The 16,262-nt window shown below is 74.0% G+C and carries 17 protein-coding genes and 1 riboswitch; of the genes, 9 read left to right on the top strand and 8 right to left on the bottom strand.

Annotated elements, in window-relative coordinates; genetic code table 11:
• Positions 1-17: 17 nt before the first annotated feature.
• The 4 genes from C5508_RS01065 to C5508_RS01050 all read left to right on the top strand — a co-directional run bounded on the left by C5508_RS01065 (position 18) and on the right by C5508_RS01050 (position 3,783).
• A complete protein-coding gene (locus C5508_RS01065; RefSeq protein ID WP_104522743.1) occupies positions 18-1,421 on the top strand; it encodes a metallopeptidase TldD-related protein in 1,404 nt (467 codons plus the stop codon).
• Positions 1,422-1,643: 222 nt separating this feature from the next.
• Positions 1,644-1,946: a hypothetical protein gene (locus C5508_RS01060; protein ID WP_104522741.1), complete on the top strand. Its 303-nt coding sequence runs from the start codon at positions 1,644-1,646 to the stop codon at positions 1,944-1,946.
• A gap of 143 nt (positions 1,947-2,089) precedes the next feature.
• Entirely contained in the window at positions 2,090-2,581 is a 492-nt protein-coding gene (locus tag C5508_RS01055) for a hypothetical protein (protein WP_104522739.1), read from the top strand.
• 176 nt (positions 2,582-2,757) lie between these two features.
• The gene (locus C5508_RS01050) at positions 2,758-3,783 is read left to right on the top strand and encodes a C40 family peptidase (protein WP_104522737.1); all 1,026 of its coding nucleotides are present in this window, start codon (positions 2,758-2,760) and stop codon (positions 3,781-3,783) included.
• On the opposite strand, the gene C5508_RS01045 is transcribed toward C5508_RS01050, so the two are convergent.
• Positions 3,773-4,345 carry a YdeI/OmpD-associated family protein gene (locus tag C5508_RS01045; RefSeq protein ID WP_104522735.1) on the bottom strand — a complete coding sequence of 191 codons (573 nt, stop codon included), beginning with the start codon at positions 4,343-4,345 and terminating at the stop codon, positions 3,773-3,775. The genes C5508_RS01050 and C5508_RS01045 overlap by 11 nt on opposite strands.
• A gap of 104 nt (positions 4,346-4,449) precedes the next feature.
• On the opposite strand from C5508_RS01045, the gene C5508_RS01040 reads away from it, so the two are divergent.
• The 4 genes from C5508_RS01040 (at position 4,450) to C5508_RS01025 (ending at position 8,022) form a co-directional block, all read left to right on the top strand.
• Entirely contained in the window at positions 4,450-5,190 is a 741-nt protein-coding gene (locus C5508_RS01040; protein ID WP_104522733.1) for a histidine phosphatase family protein, read from the top strand.
• Positions 5,171-6,061, top strand: coding sequence for an NAD(P)H-hydrate dehydratase (locus C5508_RS01035; protein WP_104522731.1), 891 nt, complete (start codon positions 5,171-5,173; stop codon positions 6,059-6,061). The genes C5508_RS01040 and C5508_RS01035 overlap by 20 nt, the downstream gene beginning before the upstream one ends.
• Before the next feature lie 77 nt (positions 6,062-6,138).
• Positions 6,139-7,488, top strand: a complete 1,350-nt coding sequence (gene gdhA / locus C5508_RS01030) for an NADP-specific glutamate dehydrogenase (protein WP_104522729.1) — start codon at positions 6,139-6,141, stop codon at positions 7,486-7,488.
• A gap of 9 nt (positions 7,489-7,497) precedes the next feature.
• A complete protein-coding gene (locus C5508_RS01025) occupies positions 7,498-8,022 on the top strand; it encodes a gamma carbonic anhydrase family protein (RefSeq protein ID WP_104522727.1) in 525 nt (174 codons plus the stop codon).
• Here the strand turns inward: C5508_RS01025 and C5508_RS01020 are convergent, their stop codons facing one another.
• Genes C5508_RS01020 through C5508_RS01005 form a run of 4 tightly spaced genes read right to left on the bottom strand, consistent with a single transcriptional unit; the run spans position 8,023 to position 12,697 of the window.
• Positions 8,023-9,225 (bottom strand): cysteine desulfurase-like protein, encoded by a 1,203-nt coding sequence (locus C5508_RS01020; RefSeq protein ID WP_104522725.1) that lies wholly within the window; start codon positions 9,223-9,225, stop codon positions 8,023-8,025. It abuts the gene before it with no gap.
• A 10-nt stretch (positions 9,226-9,235) separates the two neighbouring features.
• The gene (locus tag C5508_RS01015) at positions 9,236-10,306 is read right to left on the bottom strand and encodes a threonine aldolase family protein (protein ID WP_104522723.1); all 1,071 of its coding nucleotides are present in this window, start codon (positions 10,304-10,306) and stop codon (positions 9,236-9,238) included.
• 4 nt (positions 10,307-10,310) lie between these two features.
• Positions 10,311-11,390 carry a homoserine O-acetyltransferase MetX gene (metX, locus tag C5508_RS01010; RefSeq protein ID WP_104522721.1) on the bottom strand — a complete coding sequence of 360 codons (1,080 nt, stop codon included), beginning with the start codon at positions 11,388-11,390 and terminating at the stop codon, positions 10,311-10,313.
• Between the two features lie 14 nt (positions 11,391-11,404).
• A complete protein-coding gene (locus C5508_RS01005) occupies positions 11,405-12,697 on the bottom strand; it encodes a bifunctional o-acetylhomoserine/o-acetylserine sulfhydrylase (protein WP_104522719.1) in 1,293 nt (430 codons plus the stop codon).
• A 45-nt stretch (positions 12,698-12,742) separates the two neighbouring features.
• A riboswitch (SAM riboswitch) is annotated at positions 12,743-12,858 on the bottom strand.
• 67 nt (positions 12,859-12,925) lie between these two features.
• On the opposite strand from C5508_RS01005, the gene C5508_RS01000 reads away from it, so the two are divergent.
• Positions 12,926-13,954, top strand: coding sequence for a zinc-dependent alcohol dehydrogenase family protein (locus tag C5508_RS01000; protein WP_104522717.1), 1,029 nt, complete (start codon positions 12,926-12,928; stop codon positions 13,952-13,954).
• A gap of 3 nt (positions 13,955-13,957) precedes the next feature.
• Here the strand turns inward: C5508_RS01000 and C5508_RS00995 are convergent, their stop codons facing one another.
• The 3 genes from C5508_RS00995 to C5508_RS00985 all read right to left on the bottom strand — a co-directional run bounded on the left by C5508_RS00995 (position 13,958) and on the right by C5508_RS00985 (position 16,258).
• Positions 13,958-14,455 carry a hypothetical protein gene (locus C5508_RS00995; RefSeq protein ID WP_104522716.1) on the bottom strand — a complete coding sequence of 166 codons (498 nt, stop codon included), beginning with the start codon at positions 14,453-14,455 and terminating at the stop codon, positions 13,958-13,960.
• The gene (locus C5508_RS00990; protein ID WP_232796834.1) at positions 14,452-15,348 is read right to left on the bottom strand and encodes a mechanosensitive ion channel family protein; all 897 of its coding nucleotides are present in this window, start codon (positions 15,346-15,348) and stop codon (positions 14,452-14,454) included. The genes C5508_RS00995 and C5508_RS00990 overlap by 4 nt, the downstream gene beginning before the upstream one ends.
• 100 nt (positions 15,349-15,448) lie before the next feature.
• Entirely contained in the window at positions 15,449-16,258 is an 810-nt protein-coding gene (locus C5508_RS00985) for a thioesterase family protein (protein WP_104522714.1), read from the bottom strand.
• Between the last annotated feature and the right edge of the window lie 4 nt (positions 16,259-16,262).

Here is a 16,262-nt window from a genome sequence, read left to right as displayed (position 1 = left end):
GAGACCGGAGTCGAGCGATGACGCAGCACCGCGCGCAGGACCTGGTCGAGCAGGCGCTGGCCGCGTCCACCGCCGACGGGCAGGTCACCGTCGTCGTCGACGGCTCCGAGGCCAACCTGCGGTGGGCCGGCAACAGCCTCACCACCAACGGGGCCATGCGCTCCCGGCAGATTGTCGTCGTCTCGTTCGTCGACGGCGGCACCGGCATGGCGGCCGGCACGGTGACCCGGAGCGGAACGCCCGACATCGCCGATCTCGTCGCCGCCAGCGAGCAGTCCGCCCGCGACGCCGGACCGGCCGAGGACGCCATGCCGCTCATCGGCCCTGATCCCGACGGCGGGGTGCCGCCGGGCTCCGGAGACTGGGACGCCGACCCCGCCGGCACCTCGATCGGCGTGTTCGCCGACTTCGCACCGGCGCTGGGACAGGCGTTCGGCGAGGCGGGTGACCGCGGCGAGCTGCTCTACGGCTTCGCCGAGCACACGATGCGCACCACCTACCTGGGCAGCTCCACCGGCCTGCGCCTGCGGCACGACCAGCCCACCGGGCGGGTGGAGCTCAACGGCAAGACCCCCGACTTCAGCCGCTCGGTGTGGGCCGGCACGAGCACGCGGGACTTCGCCGACGTGTCGGTCGCGGACCTCGCGGCCGACGTGCAGAAGAAGATGGCCTGGTCGCAGCGGCGCGTCGACCTGCCCGCCGGCCGCTACGAGACGCTGCTGCCGCCGTCGGCCGTGAGCGACCTGATGATCTACCTCTACTGGACCATGGAGGCCCGCGACGCCGACGAGGGGCGCAACGTCTTCGCCCGGCCCGGCGGGGGCAACCGCATAGGCGATCGGCTGACGCAGCTGCCGCTGACGCTGCGCAGCGATCCGCGCCACCCCGGCCTGGAGGCCTCGCCGTTCCAGGTCGTCGCCGCCTCCTCGGGTGGGGCGTCGGTGTTCGACAACGGCATGGCGACGCCGGCGGTGGACTGGATCTCGGGCGGGGTGCTCGCCAACCTGGTCCGCCCGCGCGCCTGGGCGCTGAGGACCACGGCCCCGGCGACGGCGGCCGTCGACAACCTGATCCTCGAGGACCCGACGGCCACGGCCACGCAGGAGGAGATGATCGCGGCGACCGACCGCGGCCTGCTGCTGACGACGCTCTGGTACATCCGCGAGGTCGACCCGCAGACGCTCCTGCTGACCGGGCTCACCCGGGACGGCGTCTTCCTCGTGGAGGGCGGCGAGGTCACCGGGGCGGTCAACAACTTCCGGTTCAACGAGTCGCCGGTCGACCTGCTCGGGCGGGCGGTCCAGGCAGGCGTCACCGAGCGGACACTCCCGCGGGAGTGGAACGACTGGTTCACGCGCACGGCCATGCCGACGCTGCGGGTGCCGGACTTCAACATGAGCAGCGTCAGCCCCGCGAGCTGATCGGGGTGGGGGCGTTCCGTCACAGTTCCCACAAGTGGATCTCGGCACGGCTGGCGGAAACTGACGGCGACGACACGTGAACGAGGAATTACGCTCGGTTGCGGAATGAGCGGTCGGAGAGCTTTACCCCAGACCTGGATCTGCCGAAACCTTCCGTAGCTCGAATTTTCCGTTCATCGCACCGGGCCCCGCTTCCCGGGGACCGTTCGAGGGGAGAACTCCGTGAGCAGGAGCCGCAAGCCGTCCGTCTTCCAGGTGGGCAAGGTCCGCGACGACGGGCACACCGTCGTCATCTCCGGCTGGGGCCTCGGCCTCTGCGCCGCGGGCTGCGCCTGCCACCGCCACCCGTCCGCCGGCCACCTCGCCATCGTCGAGGACCAGGCCGGTGGCTCCATCGGTCTGGCCAGTTTCCGCGAGGACGGGTGCGACTGCTGCGAGCCGTGGACCTCCGAGGAGCTCTCGGCGATCCTCCGCGACTTCCAGTCCCTCGCCGGGCTGGAGGCCCAGGAGCCCCTCGCCGGCTGATTGAAGGACCCCGTCGCCCCCCGGCACTCGCTGCGCTCGCGCCGGGGCCCTGCGACGGGGCCGTTCCTGCACCTCACGTGCTCGGGCCGGGGCCCTGCGAGAAGGCCGTTCCAGCACGTTCCCGATGGGGTAGGCGTGTGCCCATGTTGGGACGCGCTGCCCTGAGGGGTGCTCTCGCCGGTCTGGCCGGCGTCGCCGCGATGACGCTCGGGGAGAAGGCGGAGCAGGCCGTCACCGGGCGTCCGGACAGCTACGTGCCGGCGCGCACCCTCACCGCGCTCACCACCCGCCGCCGCCTGCCGGGCTCCGCCCGCCCGCCGGTGCGCAACCACGTCATGCACTGGGGCACCGGCGCCGCCGCCGGGGCCCTTCGTGGCATCTGGGCCGCCTCGGGTCTGCGCGGCTGGCGGGCGTCGGCCTGGCACACCTCCGTGCGGCTGGCCACAGACCAGACCCTGGAGAACGCGACGGGGGTCGGCGCACCGCCCTGGACCTGGTCCCGTCGCGACCAGGTCGTCGACGTCGGCCACAAGGCTGTCTACTCCTTCGTCACCGGCGCGCTCGCGGACCGGTTCGTGCCGCTCGCGCCGGACCGCCGCCCCGACGGCACGGCGCGAGGACCGCGCGCCCGCTGACCGCCGCGCGCGGGACGGCTGCGCACTCGTGGGGCCCATGTGCTGGATGAGGTGGTCGTAGGTCTTGCGTTGGGCGCGCCGACCACTACCTGCCGACACTGCCTCCCTACGTTCCGTGCTGACGCGCATGGTTGAGGCCCCTTCCCCGGGCCCGGCGCAGGTGATCGGAGGCCACGGTGCAGTCGCAGCGCAGAACTCCTCGTCGCCGCTCGCGCGCCGTCCTCGCGGTCGGCGCCGCGCTGATGGCGGCCGCGACGGCGACGCTCAGCCCGACGGCGGCCACCGCCGCCCCCGGGAGCGTGGCCGAGGCCGCTGACCTCGTCGCCAAGGCGGCGCAGCAGTTGACCGTCATCGAGGCGCAGGTGCACGAGGCGGAGGACATCGTCGCTGCCCAGCAGACCGCCGCCGCCACCGCCGCCGCGCAGGCCGAGACCGCCCGTCAGGCCCTCGCCGTCCACGAGCCGCAGATCCGCGCGATCGCGAAGAGCACCTTCCGCGAGCAGGAGTCGCGCGTCGCCGCGTTCCTCACCAGCGCCTCCGCCGAGGACCTCGTGCAGCAGATGGCGACGCTGGACATGATCGCCGCCCACACCAACAGCGTCATCGCCGAGGTGTCCGCGGCCCGCTCCGCCGCCGAGCAGGCCCAGGCCGCCGCCGACCAGGCCACCGCGAACGCCCAGGCCGGCCTCGAGCAGCTCAAGCAGCAGCAGGCCGAGGTCGAGCGCCGCGCCTCCGAGTACCAGTCCGACCTCGCCCGCCTGTCGGCCGCCGAGCAGGACCGCGTCTCGACGCTGGTCGCCGGTCCGAGGCTGGCCACCCCGGACGCCTCCGACCTGCCGGTGGCCCCGAGCGGTGCCGCGGCGACCGCGATCCAGGTCGCGCTCTCCAAGGTGGGTCTGCCCTATCGCATGGGCGCCGCCGGCCCCGGCGCGTTCGACTGCTCCGGCCTGACGTCCTACGCCTACGCCGCCGCCGGCGTGACGCTCCCGCGCAGCAGCCGGGCCCAGGCGCAGATCGGCCGACAGGTCTCCCGGGCCGAGCTGCAGCCCGGCGACCTCGTCTTCTACTACACGCCGATCAGCCACGTCGCGCTCTACATCGGGAACGGGCAGATCGTGCACGCCCGCACCTACGGAACGCCGCTGTCGGTCACCACGGTCGACCAGGGTGGCTTCCGGTACGGCGTCCGCCTCACCGGCTGACGTCGGCCAGCGACCGCAGCGCGGCCGCGATCCGCTTCGCCCGGGTCTGCGCGGTCGCCGCGGTCTGCACCCGCCACAGCACCGCGTAGCGCTCGGCAGCGCTGAGCGCGTCGAACGCCGCGCGGACCGCGGGCGCGGCGTCCAGAGCCGCCGCCAGGTCGTCGGGCACCGTGATGGTGGCCGGTCCGGCGTAGGCCCGCTCCCAGCGCCCGTCCGCCTTCGCCGCCTCGACCGCCGCGAGACCTGCCGGCCGCATCCGGCCCTCCTCCGTGAGCCGGGCGACGGTCTCCACGTTCTTGAGGGACCACACGCTGCGCGGCCGTCGCGGCGTGACCCGCTGCAGATACCAGGAGTCGTCGAGCCGGTTCGCCCGGCCGTCGATCCAGCCGAAACACAGCAGCACCTCGACCATCCCGGCCCAGTCGACCGACGGCACTCCGGAACCCTTCTTCGCGATCTTGACGTAGAGGCCCGGAGCGGTGGCGGAGTGCTCCTCCAGCCACTCCTCGAGTGCGGCCTGGTCGGCGAACGCCAGCACCTGCAGATCCGGAGGTTCGGTCACGCCGTCATCCTGCTGTGCGGATCCGACGGTTTCGAGCCCCGGTGCGGCGGCTACCGGCGTGCGGGGACCGCCCGGCGGAGGTGGGGACGGAGGAGGGGGACCGCGTGGGCGACCGGGGACCGGGACCGGCTGCGGTGTGGCTGGTCCGGCACGGGGAGAGCCTCGGGAACGTCGCCGACGCCCAGGCCCGCGCCGACGGCGCCGGGCGCCTCCAGCTCGACGTCCGCGACCCCGACGTCCCGCTGTCGGGTACCGGCCGCTCGCAGGCCGAGGCCCTCGGCCGGTACCTCGCGGCGCTGCCCGCCGAGGAGCGGCCCACGGCCGTCCTCAGTTCGCCGTTCACGCGCGCCCTGGCCACCGCGGAGCTGGCCACCGCGGAGCTGGACCTGCCCGTGCGCGCCGACGAGCGGCTGCGTGAGCGCGACTTCGGCGCCTTCGACGGGATGACCGGCGCCGGCATCCGGGAGCAGTTCCCGGACGAGGCGCGACGCCGGGACCTGCTGGGCAAGTTCTACTACCGCCCGCCCGGTGGCGAGAGCTGGGCCGACGTCGCCCTGCGCATCCGCAGCCTGCTGGCCACCGAGGCGCTCCGGCACGACGGGCAGCGGCTGCTGGTCGTCGCCCACCAGGCCGTCGTCATGGTGTTCCGCTACGTGCTGGAGGAGCTCACCGAGCAGGAGCTGCTCGAGATCGACGCCCACCACCAGGTGGCCAATGCCTCCCTCACCCGGTACGAGGCCGACGACGACGGCACGCTCCATCTGCGCGTGTTCAACGTCGTGGACCACCTGCTCGACCAGTCCGAGAACGTCACCGAGGAGCCCGATGCCGCGCCATGTGCCTGAGCCGATCCACGTCACGCCCGATCTGCTGCGGGCCTGGCCGCTGCCGGAGCCCGGGGGCAGCAAGAACGCCCGCGGCTCCATCCTGGTGGTCGGTGGCAGCACCGAGACCCTGGGTGCGGTCCTGCTGGCCGCCGAGGCCGCGATGCGGGCGGGTGCGGGCAAGCTGCAGGTCGCCACGGTGGAGTCCCTTGCCCCGTTCGTCGCGACCGCTCTGCCCGAGGCGCTCGTCCGTGCCCTTCCCGAGACGCCGGGCGGAGCCGTCAGCGCGAAGGCCGCCGACACCGTCCGCGACCTCGCCGAGGCCGCCGACGCCGTCCTCATCGGCCCGGGGATGGCCGACACGGAGGAGACCCAGGCGTTCGGGGAGCGGCTGCTGCCGCACCTGACCGGACCGCTGGCGCTGGATGCCCTGGGGTTGGCCTGCGTCACCGCGAACGACGCTTCCGTGCACCACCTGGACGGCCGGGTGGTGTTCACCCCGAACCCCACGGAACTGGCCTACGCCCTGCACGTCGGGGACGACGTGATCGAGAAGGACCCGGCAGCCTCGGCGCTCGAGCTCGCCGACCGTGCCCAGGCCGTCGTGGGGCTGGGCGGGGCGGTCTCCTGGATCGCCGCCCCGGACGGCACCGTGTGGCGGGACGAGAGCGGGGAGCAGGGCCTGGGTGTCTCCGGCTCCGGCGACGTCCGAGCCGGCATCACCGGTGGCCTGCTGGCCCGCGGCGCCGACCCGGCGCAGGCCGCCGTCTGGGCCGCCTTCCTGCACGGCCGGACCGGCGAGCGGCTCTCCTCCTCCGTCGGCCGGCTGGGCTTCCTGGCGCGCGAGCTGCCGGCGGAGATCCCGCGCGCGCTCGCCGAGATCACCGGCTGAGGACCGGCACCGAGGGCGCTCCCCGCGCACCCCACGTACGTTGAGAGCCCGCGACGATCAGCAGCAGGAGGCCCTGGATGCACGTGGACGTGCCGGCGAAGGTGCAGGAGATCTACGACGCGGTCCTGCGCCGCAACCCGGGCGAGGACGAGTTCCACCAGGCCGTCCGCGAGGTGCTCGACTCGCTGGCCGTCGTCCTCGGCCGACACAGCGAGTACGCCGAGATGAAGACGATCGAGCGGATCTGCGAGCCCGAGCGGCAGATCATCTTCCGGGTGCCGTGGCAGGACGACTCGGGCGAGGTGCAGATCAACCGCGGCTTCCGGGTCGAGTTCAACTCCGCACTCGGTCCGTACAAGGGTGGTCTGCGGTTCCACCCGTCGGTGAACCTCGGCATCGTCAAGTTCCTCGGCTTCGAGCAGATCTTCAAGAACGCGCTCACCGGCATGCCCATCGGCGGCGGCAAGGGCGGCTCGGACTTCGACCCCAAGGGCCGCTCGGACGCCGAGGTCATGCGGTTCTGCCAGTCGTTCATGACCGAGCTCTACCGGCACCTCGGCGAGTACACCGACGTCCCGGCCGGCGACATCGGGGTCGGCGCTCGGGAGATCGGCTATCTCTTCGGCCAGTACAAGCGGATCACCAACCGCTACGAGTCCGGCGTCCTCACGGGCAAGGGGCTGGGCTGGGGCGGCGCCCTGGTGCGCACCGAGGCCACCGGTTACGGGGCCGCCTTCTTCGCCGAGGCGATGATGGACGTTCGCGGGGAGTCCTTCGACGGCAAGCGGGTCGTGGTCAGCGGCTCCGGGAACGTCGCCGTCTACGGCATCGAGAAGGTGCACCAGATGGGTGGGACCGCCGTGGCCTGCTCGGACTCCAGCGGCTACGTGGTGGACGAGAAGGGCATCGACCTCGACCTGCTCAAGCAGGTCAAGGAGGTCGAGCGCGGGCGGATCGCCGACTACGCCGAGCGGCGCGGCTCCGCGAGCTTCGTGGCCGGCGGCAGCATCTGGGACGTCCCCTGCGACGTCGCGATCCCCAGCGCCACGCAGAACGAGCTCGACGGCGACGCCGCGGGCACCCTGGCGGGGAACGGCTGCCGCTACGTGGTCGAGGGGGCGAACATGCCCGCGACCCCGGCGGCGGTGAAGGCCTTCCGCGAGGCCGGCGTGGCCTTCGCGCCCGGCAAGGCGGCCAACGCCGGAGGCGTGGCGACCTCGGCGCTGGAGATGCAGCAGAACGCCTCCCGCGACCGCTGGACCTTCGAGCACAGCGAGGCCCGGCTGGCCGAGATCATGCGGGACATCCACTCGCGCTGCCACGAGACGGCCGAGGAGTACGGCTCACCCGGCGACCTGGTGCTCGGCGCCAACGTGGCGGGATTCCTGCAGGTGGCCGAGGCGGTGCACGCGCACGGGCTGATCTAGGTTCGCCCGATGGACGCATTCGTCGGAGCCCTGGAGTCCGGTACCCCGCAGATCGACGACACGGCGTTCGTCGCGCCCACGGCGGTGGTGGTGGGCGCGGTGACCATGGGCCCGCGGGCGAGCATCTGGTACGGCGCGATCGCCCGGGCCGACGCCGAGACCATCTCGATCGGCGCGGACTCCAACATCCAGGACGGCTCCACCCTGCACTCCGACCCCGGGTTCCCGCTGGTCGTGGGGGAGCGGGTGTCCGTCGGGCACCGGGTCGTCCTGCACGGCTGCCGCATCGACGACGACGTGCTCGTCGGCATGGGCAGCATCGTGATGAACGGCGCGCACATCGGGTCCGGCTCGATCGTGGCCGCGGGCGCCGTCGTCACCCAGGGCAAGGTGTTCCCGCCCCGCTCGCTCATTGCCGGCGTCCCCGCGAAGGTGCTGCGCGAGGCGACCGATGACGACCAGCTGCACATCCAGGGCAACGCGATCAGCTACACCGACCGGCTGGACGCAGCGCGGCAGGTGCGCCGGCTCTGATCAGCCGGCGAGCCACTCCCGCAGGCCGGTGACGAGCCGGTCGATGTCGTCGGCGTCGCTGTAGGGCGCGAGTCCCACCCGCAGGCCGCCGGTGTCGCCGAGGCCGAGCCACCGGCTGGCCTCGATCGCGTAGAAGTTGCCCGCCGGGGCGTTGACCCCGCGGGCGGCCAGGAAGCGGTAGGCCGCCGTGGCGTCCCGGCCCTCGAACGTGACCAGCAGCGTGGGCGTGCGGTGTGCCGCCCGGGACCACAGGCGGGCGCCGGGCAGCGCGGCCAGACCGTCCTCCAGGCGCTCGCGCAGCCGGTCCTCGTGCTCCTCGATGGCGGTCATGGACGCGACCAGCTGCTCCCGCCGCGGACCGGGGCCCGGGACCACGGCAGCCAGGAAGTCGACTGCCGCCGTCGTCCCGGCGAGCAGCTCGTAGGGCAGGGTGCCCTGCTCGAAGCGCTCCGGGACGGCGTCGGTCGAGGGAAGCAGCTTGGCCGGGCGGAGCCGTTCCAGCGTGGCCGGGGCCGCGGCCAGCACGCCGCAGTGCGGGCCGAGGAACTTGTACGGGGAGGAGGTGTAGAAGTCCGCCCCCAGGGCCGCGAGGTCCACCGGCGAGTGCGCGGTGAGATGCACCCCGTCGACCGCGAGGAGCGCGCCGGCCGCGTGCACCCGCTCCGCGATCTCGGCCAGCGGCGGCCGGGTGCCGATCAGGTTGGAGGCGCCGGTGACCGCGACCAGCCGGGTCCGGGCGGTGAGGACCGCGGAGACGTCGTCGGCGGTCAGCTCGCCGGTGGCCGGGTCGAAGGCCGCCCAGCGCACGGTGGCCCCGGCGGCCTCGGCGGCCAGCACCCACGGCCGGATGTTGGCGTCGTGGTCCAGCCGGGTGACCACGACCTCGTCCCCGGGGCCCCAGCCGGCGGCCAGCGTGCGGGCCAGGTCGAAGGTCAGCGCGGTGGCGCTGCGGCCGAACACGACCCCGCCCGGGTCGGCGCCCAGCAGATCGGCCATCGCGCTCCGCGCGGCGAGCACGGTCTCGTCGGCGAACCGCTCGGCGGCGGTCACCGAGCCGCGGTTGCTGATCGGCGAGGTCAGCGTCGTGGCCACCGCTCCCGCGACGGCCTCGGGGACCTGGGTGCCGCCGGGGCCGTCGAAGTGCGCGGTGCCGCTGGCGAGCGAGGGGAAGCAGGCGCGCAGGGCGGCGACGTCGAAGCTCACCCGGCCGACGCTAGCCGTGAGCGATCAGCGCGGCGACGGCGGTCCGGATCTCCCCGACCGTGAGGGCGAGCGTGGCGTCGCCCACCGGCAGCTCCACCCGCACCACGCCCGGGTCGCCGGTGCGCGCCGCCTGCGGCCAGGTCCACAACCCCTCGTCGGCTGCCAGCCGGCGGGCCGCGGCGGGAAAGGCCTCCGGGGTGGTCCGCAGCAGCAGGTGCAGCATCGGCGTCTGCGGCGGATCGGGGACGACGGTGACGCCGGGCAGGTCGCGCACGGCGTCGGCGATCTCGCGGGCCCGCTCCAGGTAGGCGGGCATCAACGGCAGCCGGCCGCGCAGACCGGTGAGCGCGGACGCGGCGCCCGGCCACATCCCGAACAGGGTGCCGCCGAGCCGCCGTCGCCACTCGCGGACCTCGGCGACGACGTCGTCGGGTCCGGCCAGGCAGCACCCGGCCAGCGCGCCCAGGCCCTTGTAGAAGCTCACGTAGACGGTGTCGAACAGCCCGGCGACGTCGGCAGGGGAGCGGTCGTACCCGGCGGAGGCCTCCCACAGCCGGGCGCCGTCCAGGTGTGCGGCAGCCCCGCGCTGCCGGGCCCAGCCGACCTGCTCGACCAGGTCGGCCCACGGCGGCAGCTGACCGCCGAGGTCGCGCTGCGGCAGCTCCACCAGCAGTGCCGCGGGCTGCTCGGCGATCGCGTCGAGATCGGCGCGCAGCAGCAGCCCGTACCGGTTGCCGGCCGGCCGCAGCACCATGCCGTGCAGCCGTTCGAAGGCCTGCTCCTCGTGCGCGATCAAATGGCTCTCGGGATGGCAGACGACGGTGCGCCGCCCGCGGCGGTCGGCGTGCACCCGCAGCGCCGCCTGCTGCGCCATCACGCCGCTGGGCAGGTACACCGCGCCCGGCTTGCCGAGCACCTCGGCGACCTCCGCCTCCAGCTCGGCCACGACACCGCCGTCGCCGTAGCGGTCGGGCACCGTGTCCGCGGGGATCGCGGCCAGCAGGGTCTCCGGTCGCCACTCGCCGTGCCCGGCCAGGGCGCGGTCGCAGGCCGAGCGCAGGGCCCGGAGGTCGTCGTCCACGCGCTCAGTCTCGCCGGTCGAGCAGCTCGCGCAGCAGCCCGTCCACCGCGCCGGTTTCGAGAAGGAACCCGTCGTGCCCGTACGGCGAGGCGATCAGCCGCAGCGGGACACCGAGCGCCTCGGCCACCCGCCGTTGCTGATCGGGCGGGTACAGGCGGTCGGTGTCGACGCCGGCGACCACCGCGCGCGCGGTCACGCGGCCCAGCGCCGTCTCGACCCCGCCCCGGCCGCGGCCGACGTCCCAGCTGTTCATCGCCTCGGTGAGGACGACGTAGCTGCCGGCGTCGAACCGTCGGGCCAGCTTGTCGGCGTGGTGGTCGAGGTAGGAGGCGACGGCGTAGCGCCCGTCGTCCTGCACACCCGAGCCGAACCGCGCCTCGAGCTCCAGGCCGCTACGGTAGGTGAGGTGCGCGATCCGGCGGGCGGTCCCGAGGCCGTCGGCGGGCTGACCGGACGGCGGGTAGTCGCCCCCGGCCCAGCGCGGATCGGCGCGCACGGCCGCCTGCTGGGTGGTCTGGGTGCCGATCTGGTCGGCCGAGGCGACCGCCGCCGAGGCCAGGAAGAACAGGGCACCGACCCGCTCGGGCGCGGCGACGGCCCACTCCAGCGCCCGCATGCCACCCATCGAGCCGCCCGCGACGCAGGCCCAGCGGTCGATGCCGAGCGCGTCGGCGAGCGCCGTCTCGACCCGCACCTGGTCGCCCACGGTGATCTCCGGGAACCGCGAGCCCCACGGCCGGCCGTCCGGTGCGGGCGAGGAGGGCCCAGTCGTTCCCTGGCAGCCACCGAGGACGTTGGCGCAGACGACGAAGTACCGGTCGGTGTCCAGCGCCGCGCCGGGCCCGACGATCCCCGTCCACCAGCCGGGCGTGGCGTGCCCGGGTCCGGCGTCGCCGACGACGTGGCTGTCCCCGGTGAGCGCATGCTCCACCAGCACCGCGTTGCCGCCGTCGGGGGCGAGCGTTCCCCACGTCTCGTAGGCGACCCGGACCGAGGGCAGGAGGCCGCCGCGCTCGGGGCGGAACGCGGGCAGGTCGAGGAAGACCCGGTCGCCGACCGGATCCCCCTCGACCCACCCGCCCATCAGGCGCTCCGCACCTAGGCCGACTTGGCGGCCCGGAAACCGGCCTCGAGGTCGGCGAGGATGTCCTCGATCCCCTCCAGGCCGACGGCCAGGCGCACCAGTCCCGGGGTGACGCCGGTCGTCAGCTGCTCCTCGGGCGTCAGCTGCGAGTGCGTCGTCGACGCCGGGTGGATGACCAGGCTGCGCACGTCGCCGATGTTGGCCACGTGGCTGTGCAGCTCGAGGGCCTCCACGAACCGCTGGCCGGCCTCGCGCCCGCCGTGCAGCTCGAAGGTCAGCACGGCGCCGGCGCCCTTGGGCGCGTACTTCTGCTGCGCCGCGTGCCAGGGGGAGGACTCCAGCCCCGGGTAGTTCACCCGCTCCACCGCGTCGTGCGCCTCGAGGAACTGCGCCACGCGCAGGGTGTTCTGGACGTGCCGCTCCATGCGCAGGGAGAGCGTCTCGATGCCCTGGACGACGAGGAAGGCGTTGAACGGCGAGACGGCGGGACCCAGGTCGCGCAGCAGTTGCACGCGGGCCTTGAGCGCGAAGGCGGGCGCGCCCAGGTCGGCGTAGACCACGCCGTGGTAGGTCGGATCCGGTGTGGTGAACATCGGGTGCCTGCCGCCGGTCCAGTCGAACGAGCCGCCGTCGACGATGAGGCCGGCGATGACGGTGCCGTGCCCGCCCAGGTACTTGGTGGCGGAGTGCACGACGACGTCGGCACCGTGCTCGAAGGGCCGGATGAGGAACGGTGTGGCGATGGTGTTGTCGACGATCAGCGGCACCCCGTTGCGGTGGGCGACGCCGGCGACGGCCTCGATGTCGAGGAGGTCGCCCTTCGGGTTGCCGATCGTCTCGGCGTAGAACGCCCGGGTGTTCTCCTGGACCAGCGACTGCCAGTTCTCCGGATCGTCGGGGTCCTCGACGAACGAGACGGAGATGCCCATCTTCAGCAGCGAGTGGTGCAGCAGGTTGTAGGTGCCGCCGTAGAGCGAGGCGGACGCGACGACGTGGTCACCGGCCTCGGCGACGTTGAGGATCGCCAGCGTGGTGGCCGACTGGCCACTGGACACCGCCAGGGCCGCGACGCCGCCCTCGAGCGAGGCCACGCGCTGCTCCAGCGCGTCCTGCGTCGGATTCATGATCCGCGTGTAGATGTTGCCCATCTCGGCCAGCGCGAAGAGGTCCGCGGCGTGCTTGCTGTCGCGGAACTGGTAGGCGGTGGTCGCGTAGATCGGCAGCGCGCGGGCGCCGGTCGTGGGGTCGGGGCTCGTGCCGGCGTGGATCTGCCGGGTCTCGAAGCTCCAGCTCTGCGGGTCGGTCATGCGCCGTCTCCTTCACGCTCGCGGGAGATCCCGCGGCGCGCAGGAACTCCGTCCTTGCCGGACGGCGGACGCCGACCAGCCGGCTCTTCCCCTGGAGCACCTCAGACGGAGTTGAGGTTGCCGGGCAGCCAGCCAGGTGCTTGTCGCTGCCTCTCGTGAGCCACTGCCGATACTAGGGCCGCGTTGTCACACGTGAAACATCAGCATCATGACGGGCAGGCTGGGGGTGTGCGCGCACTTCTCTTCGAGTCCTTCAGCGGCCCGCTCTCGGTCCGGGACGTCCCCGATCCGGAGCCGCGACCGGGCGGCGTGGTGGTGCAGGTCGGCGCCAGCGGGATCTGCCGGAGCGACTGGCATGCCTGGCAGGGCCACGATCCCGACGTCGTCCTGCCGCACGTGCCCGGGCACGAGCTGGCCGGCACGGTGGCTGCCGTGGGTGAGGGCGTCAGCACCTGGCGCGTGGGCGACCGGGTGACCGTGCCCTTCGTCAACGCCTGCGGTCGGTGCGCGCAGTGCGCCGCGGGGGAGCACCAGGTGTGCGCCCGCCAGACGCAGCCCGGCTTCACGCACTGGGGCTCGCTCGCCGAGTTCGTCGCCCTGGACGCGGCCGACGTCAACCTGGTCGCGATACCCGAGGAGCTGGACCTCGCCACCGCGGCGGCGCTCGGCTGCCGGTACGCGACCGCCTTCCGGGCGGTCGTCCAGGTGGGCCGGGTGCGGCCGGGGGAGTGGGTCGCAGTGCACGGCTGCGGGGGCGTCGGCCTCTCCGCGGTGCAGATCGCCGCCGCTGCCGGCGCCCGCGTCATCGCCGTGGACGTCGCCCCCGGCGCGCTGGAGCTGGCCCGCGCACTCGGTGCCGAGCACACCGTGGACGGCGCCGGCGACGTCCCGGCCGCGATCCTGGAGCTGACCGGCGGCGGCGCGCACGTCTCCCTCGACGCCCTGGGCGCCCCGGCCACCTGCGCCTCCTCGATCCACGGCCTGCGCCCGCGCGGACGCCACGTGCAGGTCGGGCTGCTGCCGCCGGACCAGGGGCGGGCCGACGTGCCGATGGAGCGCGTCATCGCCCTGGAGCTGCAGGTGCTGGGCAGCCACGGCATGGCCGCCCACGCCTATCCCGAGCTGCTCGGCCTGATCGCGGCGGGCCGGCTCGACCCGCGACCGCTGATCACCCGCGAGCTCGGGCTCGACGAGGCCGGCGCCGCCCTGGCCGAGGTCGGGCGGCGGCCCGGCATCGCCGTCGTCACCTCGTTCTGAGCCTCAGCGCGGCGGGCTCACCGTGGTGGGGGCGCTCGCCCCGCCGGGGGACTCCTCCTCCGGCGCGGTGGACACCGGCTCCTCCGGCTCCGTGGTCTGCTCGGGCTCGGTGGTGGGCGGAGTGGTGCGCGGCGTCGGTGCCGTCGTGCGGGTCGGCGTCGTCGTCTCCTGCTCCTCCTGCTCCTCCTCCTCCGGCTCGATCGTCGGCTCGGGTTCGGTGGGAGCCGGCGGCGTCGGAGGCGGCGCGGTCGTCGGTGCGGCGGGCTGCTCCACGGAGGTGTTCCCGGTGACGGGGGAGCCGGGCGCCGGCGGCTTCACCTGGAGGTAGAGGGCGAAGATGCCCACGAACAGCACGGCCAGCACGACCGTGGACGTGCGGGCGCGCCCGAGGTGGGAGGGGATCGAGGACCACCAGCGGTGCTGCGGCGCGGCCGCGGGTGCGGTGCTCACCGTCGGCGTCGCGGCGTCCCCGGTCGGCGTCGACTGCTCCGGGCTGCTCATCGGACCCCCTCCTGCACCGCGGTCGATCCGTCGCTCGGGGCCTCGGGCCCGGTCGGCTGCCTCACCTGGAGGCCCTGCCGGCGGAAGGCGAGGACGACGCGGGCGCGCAGGTCACGGCCCACCTCGAACTGCTTGCCCGGCAGCGTGCGGGCCACCACCCGGACGTTGACCTCGTCCAGGCCCAGGGTCTCCACGCCCATGACCGTCGGCGGGTCGAGCAGCAGCGGCCGCATCGCCGGGTCGCGGAACGCCTCCCGGCCCACCTCGCGCAGGATCTCGTTCACCCGGTTCACGTCAACCGACGAGGGCACGGGGACGTCGACGACGGCGCGCGCCCAGTCGCGCGAGAGGTTGACGACCTTGACGATCTGCCCGTTCGGCACCGTGACGACCTCGCCGTTGGCCGAGCGGACCCGCGTCACGCGCAGGGTCACGTCCTCGACCGTGCCCGCCGCCGGGTCGCCACCGCCCACCACCTGGATGGAGACGACGTCGCCGAAGCCGTACTGCCGCTCGGTGATGATGAAGAAGCCGGCGAGCACGTCGCCGACGATCCGCTGGGCGCCGAAACCCAGCCCCACGCCGAGCACCGTGGCCGGGGCGACCAGGCCGGTCACCGGGACACCGAGCCGGTCCAGCACGAAGAACACCGCGATCGAGTAGATGAGCACGATCGCCGCCCACTGGATCACCTGCGTGAGCGAGTGCCGGTGCTTGGCCGCCTCCGAGCGGACCAGGGCGTCGCCTCCGGTGGCGTTGCGGTCGATCCGGTCGGTGATCCGGTTGCCGCCCCAGGAGATGAACCGGGCGAGCAGCACCGAGCCGAGGATGATCAGCACGACCTCGAGACCTCGGCCGGACAACCAGTCCTGCAGATCTCTCAACGCGTCCACGGGCGGAGCACTCCGATCGTCGGGGGAAGTCGACTCCACCACCCTTCCCGACGCCGGCCGTCCGATGCCAGTGGGACCGGCAGGTTCCGGGCGAGATGGGTCACGCCGCGGCGCGCGGCTCCACGAACAGCGACTGGCTGGAGCGGCCGATCGGGCCGTCGGCGTCGAAGAGGACCGCGAAGCACTGGGCCGCGCCGGCACCGCCCAGCACGGTCTCGGCCGCCATGCCCAGCCACTCGCCCTGCGGCGGGCGGTGCAGCGCGAGCGCCAGGTCGACGTTGGCGAACGTCGCCTCGGTCCAGTCCAGCGTCGCGGAGATGCCGCTGGCCGCGTCGGTCATCACCAGCAGGTGCTGCAGCGGGGTCATCGGCTCACCGGCCACCAGCTCGCACTCCGGTCGGGTCCAGGCGGTGGCCGCACCCGGCGCGTTGAAGCTGCCCTCGGCGAACCGCCAGTCCAGCGCCCGATGGTAGGCGACCTCGGTCGTGAAGAAGGCCGCGGTCTCGGCGCGGCTCTCCTCCGGTCGGCGGGGGCAGGGGTGCGGCTGCGCGCTCGCCTCGGCGCCCTCCCGGGTGCGCATCCGCCAGGCCGACAGCCGCATGAGCGGTCGGCCGTCGCCGGCGTCGAGGACCGCCTCGATCAGCTCCACCCGGCGGCCCGGCCGGACGACGGTGCTGGTCAGCCGCACCGGGCCGACCGGGACCGGCCCGAAGATGTCGTAGGCCAGCCGCACCGTCTGCCCGCCCGCGATGCCGCCGGCCCGCTCGGCCTCGCGCAGCAGCAGCGCCGCCGGGGGGCCGGCGTGCTGCAGGCCGACGTCCCACGGGCCGATCGTCAGCGCGGTGGCGGTGAAGGCCGTCCCCGTCGGGTCGTCGCCGTCGGGCAGGTAGAGGGCGCGGGGCAGCTCCATGCCC

Source organism: Blastococcus atacamensis, assembly GCF_002938425.1.
GTDB classification, from domain to species: Bacteria; Actinomycetota; Actinomycetes; order Mycobacteriales; family Geodermatophilaceae; genus Blastococcus; species Blastococcus atacamensis.
This window is presented reverse-complemented; position numbering and strand designations above follow the sequence as displayed.

Bases quoted from the DNA above. Each gene is read 5' to 3' on its own strand.
- gdhA (WP_104522729.1), top strand. From the start codon at position 6,139: ATGCACGTGGACGTGCCGGCGAAGGTGCAGGAGATCTACGACGCGGTC.
- C5508_RS00985 (WP_104522714.1), bottom strand. From the start codon at position 16,258: ATGGAGCTGCCCCGCGCCCTCTACCTGCCCGACGGCGACGACCCGACG.
- C5508_RS01035 (WP_104522731.1), top strand. From the start codon at position 5,171: ATGCCGCGCCATGTGCCTGAGCCGATCCACGTCACGCCCGATCTGCTG.
- metX (WP_104522721.1), bottom strand. From the start codon at position 11,390: ATGGGCGGGTGGGTCGAGGGGGATCCGGTCGGCGACCGGGTCTTCCTC.
- C5508_RS01065 (WP_104522743.1), top strand. From the start codon at position 18: ATGACGCAGCACCGCGCGCAGGACCTGGTCGAGCAGGCGCTGGCCGCG.
- C5508_RS00995 (WP_104522716.1), bottom strand. From the start codon at position 14,455: ATGAGCAGCCCGGAGCAGTCGACGCCGACCGGGGACGCCGCGACGCCG.
- C5508_RS01025 (WP_104522727.1), top strand. From the start codon at position 7,498: ATGGACGCATTCGTCGGAGCCCTGGAGTCCGGTACCCCGCAGATCGAC.
- C5508_RS01055 (WP_104522739.1), top strand. From the start codon at position 2,090: ATGTTGGGACGCGCTGCCCTGAGGGGTGCTCTCGCCGGTCTGGCCGGC.
- C5508_RS01005 (WP_104522719.1), bottom strand. From the start codon at position 12,697: ATGACCGACCCGCAGAGCTGGAGCTTCGAGACCCGGCAGATCCACGCC.